1 protein-coding gene is annotated in these 2,957 nt (G+C 68.4%); it reads right to left on the bottom strand.

Annotated features, from left to right (window positions below):
* On the bottom strand, nucleotides 1-2,957 hold a 2,957-nt coding region (locus tag ACIOJD_RS34525; RefSeq protein ID WP_401920590.1), incomplete at both ends, for an SDR family NAD(P)-dependent oxidoreductase.

Genomic DNA, 2,957 nt, shown 5'->3' with positions numbered 1-2,957 from the left:
CCCGCACGCGTCGAAGACGTCCCCGGGTGCTCGGGATCCGGGTGATACAACCCGTCCCGGTCCCAGCCACGATCCACCGGAAACTCCGAGACCGCATCCACACCACCGGACACCAGATCCCACAACTGATCAGGAGACGACACCCCACCCGGATACCGGCACGCCATTCCAACAATCACCACCGGATCGTCCGCCACCGGAGGCAACACGCCCACCGGCACCGACAGCTCAGCCTCGACACCCAGCAACTCACCCAGCAGATACGTCGCAAGCGCCTCCGCAGTCGGGTAGTCGAACACCAGCGTCGCGGAAAGCCGCAGCCCCGTCGCCGCGCTCAGTCCGTTCCGCAACTCCACCGCCATCAAGGAATCAAACCCGAGATCACGGAACGTCCGAGTCGCATCCACCGCAGCCGCACCCTGGTGACCAAGCACCAACGCCACCTGGCTACGCACCAGGTCGAGCACCACCTCACGGCGCTCAACCTCGTCAAGCCCCACCAAACGCTGCACAAACCCCGACACCGCCGCCCCATGCCCCACAGCACGCCGCGAACGCACCAGACCGCGCAGCAGGGACGGCACCTCACCAACGGAACCGGAACGGAAGACAGGAAGATCCAGCCGCACCGGAAGCAGCACCGGCTCGTCAGTGCCGAGTGCCGCGTCGAACAGCGCCACACCCTGCTCTACGGACAACGGCGGGAAACCGGACCGGTTCATCCGCTCACGATCGGCGGCTGACAGCTCGCCGAGCATGCCGTCCGCCTGCTCCCACGGACCCCACGCCAACGACACACCCGGCAAACCTTGCCCACGCCGATACTCCAACAACGCGTCAAGGAAGCCATTGGCCGCCGCATAATTCGCCTGCCCAACACTGCCCAACGTACCCGCAGCCGACGAAAACACCACAAACGCCGATAGGCCAGCATCCCGCGTCAACTCATGCAAATACCAACCCGCATCCACCTTCGGACGCAACACACCATCCAACCGCTCCGGCGTCAACGACCCGACAAGACCGTCATCCAACACACCCGCCGCATGCACCACAGCCGAGACATCCCGACCAGCAAGCACCCCGGCCAGTCCCTCACGATCCGCCACATCACACGCCACCACCTCGACACGCGCACCCAACTCCCGCAACTCAACGCAGAGTTCAGCCGCACCCGAAGCATCCAGCCCCCGCCGGGACAGCAACAACAGATCCCGCACACCATGCTCAACCACCAGATGCCGGGCCACCACCGCACCCAAACCACCCGTACCACCCGTAACCAGAACCGTCCCAGAACCGCCCCACACCGGCCCCACCACATCGGGCACCGAAACCCGGGCCAACCGAGGAGCCACAAGCCGCCCCTCACGGACAGCCATCTCAGACTCCCCGACAGCCAACGCCTCCCACAGCACCGAACCCGAGCAGTCCCCGCTCTCCAGCTCCAGCAGACCGAACCGCCCCGGATGCTCCGACTGCGCCGACCTCAACAGCCCACGCACCACACCAGCGACAGGCCCCTCAACGTCACCACGCACCACCACAACCAACCGGGAACCGGCAAACCGCTCCCCCGCCAACCACCCCTGCACCAATCCCAAAACCCGCGACGCCACACCATGCGCCGCATCCACCACGCCACCGGCCGCCGACGACTCCCCCGAAACCACCGCCAGCACCACACCGGCCACCGGCTCCTCACCCGCAGCCAACCCACCCAGATCCGCCCAGACCCGAGCCTCAACACCCGCCTCCCGCAACGCTTCCGCCAACGCCTCACCCGGCCCGACCACCGCAACACCGGACCCCGCCAACCCCGCGACATCCCCCGCCCCGGACACCGGAACCCACTCCACCCGGAACAGCGAATCCCGCCCCAGAACCTGACCGCCCCCGAGCTGATCAACCGCGAACGGACGCGTGACCAACAACTCGACCGACGCCACCGGACGACCCACCACGTCCACAACCGCGATCGACACCCCACCCCGCTCACCGTACGAAAGCCGCGCACGTACGACCGTCGCCCCCGACGCGTACAGAGACACGCCCTCCCAGGCAAAAGGCAGACCGCCGTCCGGCTCTCCGCCTGCGACCGCGGCGGCGTGCAGGACGGCGTCCAGCAACGCGGGATGCACCCCGAAGCCCTCCGTGCCCACGCCGTCAGGTAGGGCCACCTCGGCGAACATCTCACCGTCGCGCCGCCATGCCGCCCGTAGCCCCTGGAACACCGGGCCGTACGCGAACCCCGCCTCGGCCCGAGCCCCGTAGAAGTCGCCGAGATCGACCGGCTCAGCCCCGGCCGGCGGCCACACCCTCGCATCGAATCGGCTCTCGGCCCGCTCCAGGTCCGTCGCGGTAAGGAGGCCGGCGGCATGCTCGGTCCACGGCAGTTCCTCGGAGCCGTCCGGCCTGGAGTACACCTTCACGGACCGCCGCCCGGAGTCATCACCGGGACCGACGACCACCTGAATGCGTACGGCGCCGCGCTCCGGCAGCACCAGCGGTTCGGCCAGGGTCAGCTCCTCGACCGTGCCGCACCCGAAGTCGTCGCCGGCCCGAATCGCCATCTCCACAAGGGCAGTTCCCGGGACCAGGGCACGGCCCATGATCATGTGATCAGCCAGCCACGGATGTGAGGTCAACGAGAGGCGGCCGGAGAACACCGCCCCATCCGATTCGGCCAACGAGACGGCCACGCCCAGCAGCGGATGTTCCGCCGACGCCAGCCCGGCGGCCCGTACGTCACCCATCCGGCCCACCCCAACCGGGGGCCAGAACGACTGACGCTGGAAGGCGTACGTGGGCAGGTCGACCCGCTGGGCACCCGTGCCCGCGAAGTACGCCCGCCAGTCGACAGCCACGCCCGTCACATGCAGGCGGGCAAGCGCCGAAACGGCCGCCGTCTCCTCGCCACGGTCCTTACGCAGCACGGGCACGGCCACGACCACGGC

Source organism: Streptomyces sp. NPDC088116, assembly GCF_044741745.1.
Taxonomy (GTDB): domain Bacteria; phylum Actinomycetota; class Actinomycetes; order Streptomycetales; family Streptomycetaceae; genus Streptomyces.
This window is presented reverse-complemented; position numbering and strand designations above follow the sequence as displayed.